General features: G+C 42.6%; 2 protein-coding genes. Both read right to left on the reverse strand.

The genetic code is table 11. The features are described 5' to 3' along the window. Window positions 1-932 (reverse strand): glycosyltransferase family 2 protein (locus ACTXGO_RS16390; RefSeq protein WP_443574880.1); only part of this gene is annotated, 932 nt, incomplete at its 3' end. Continuing rightward, on the reverse strand, window positions 929-1591 hold a 663-nt coding region (locus ACTXGO_RS16395), incomplete at its 5' end, for a polysaccharide pyruvyl transferase family protein (protein ID WP_443574881.1). The genes ACTXGO_RS16395 and ACTXGO_RS16390, both read right to left, overlap by 4 nt.

The following is a 1591-nucleotide window of genomic DNA, read 5'->3' on the forward strand; positions in this document are numbered from 1 at the left end:
TTCATAGGATATGGCATACCCACTATAGTTGAGAGCATCATATGCTTGATATTAGTCGCACTGTTATAGTCATCAGACTGCATCGTCCTCTGTGCTTGTTTGACCGCTTTGAGTGCAGTCTTTAAATACGTCGAATCAATGCGGGTCAAAACTCTCCAATGACTCTGTCTACACTTATGAGCAAAAACCTTTCTTACCTTATACGCCTTGTGATCATCTAACAAATTTTTTACTATCGCGTGAATAGCGAATAGATCCAGCAGCTCTTTGCCCCTTGATTCTGTGATAGAGGTGCCGCGCTGTCTGTATAAGTAAAAATTAACGGGCAAGTGAAATCTCTTAGTCGTAGATAGTCCAAGGTGCCAATGAAAGGGCCAGTCTTCGTAATATAAGCCCTCTGGAAAACGTAATGACGTAGAACGTATCACACTTGCGCGTATGAACTTGAGCCATGCAAAATGTGGCAGATTATAATAGTCATTATCTTGTTCAACAGCGTTATACTCTAGGCTGCCACGCGGATATGGCAGCGCCATCTCCGCGACGCCATCATCAAAGGACATGAAATCATAAGTCACGACTTCCGCTTGTGACCAAAGGGCGCAATCAACACAAGCGGCTACTAAGCGTATATCTACGATGTCATCAGAATCAATGAACATCATGTATTCACCCGTCGCAGACTCGATGCCAGTATTACGAGCCGCAGAGAGCCCTTTGTTTTTGCTATGCTGAACGACTTTTATGCGCTTATCACTGAGATGATGATCGAGCAGTTGTCTAGAGTTATCAGTAGAACCGTCTTCGACTATGATAATTTCTAGGTTTTGATAGGTTTGCTGTCTGATAGAGTTCAGGCAAGCGTCGAGGTAGTTTTCTACGTTATATACAGGAACGATGACACTGACTAATGGAGCTACTGTAGTACTCATAGATACCTCAGCGCTTTTTTTAGATCGTTGTATTTATTGCTATCAACTGGGGACTCATCTAGTGGCCCATGAGGCAAGGACAATAAGCTATCAATAGACTTTGAGATTTGATCTATCTCATTAAGCTCTAAAAAAATAATTCTGGGATGAGCCTGTAACCAGTCAGCCTGCGTTTGTCTTATTTTATGGTTAGAGTTTGGCAGTACTAGACAAGGTGTACCAGAGAGTAGACTTAAAATCATGCCATGCAAACGATCCGTGACAACCAGATTTGCCGCTCGAAATTGGTTGAGCTTATCAGTCAACAGCTGAGTACAATGCGCCGCGCTTAACTGTGAGCCACCAGCGTGAGTATCTGTTTTCTCTATATCATAGCCAGTTTTGACTAACGCCTTATCAACGATACTATATTGCTTAGTTGTTAAAGCCGCTTCTTTATCATCTCGCAGGCAACGAAGAATACCAGACGTATCATGGCACTCCGTTGCGCCAAGCACCTTTGCAGTCGCACTCATAACAATGTCTGGCACTAGGCTAATCTTGACGGTATCTTTGCTACTAAACATCTGATTTAACTTAGCAAAGCTAATAGACTCTCTAGCCAAAAGATGAATATCAGGATGACTGGAATATACTTTTACAATTTGATTGAGCGCACG

The organism is Psychrobacter sp. T6-1 (assembly GCF_052258445.1).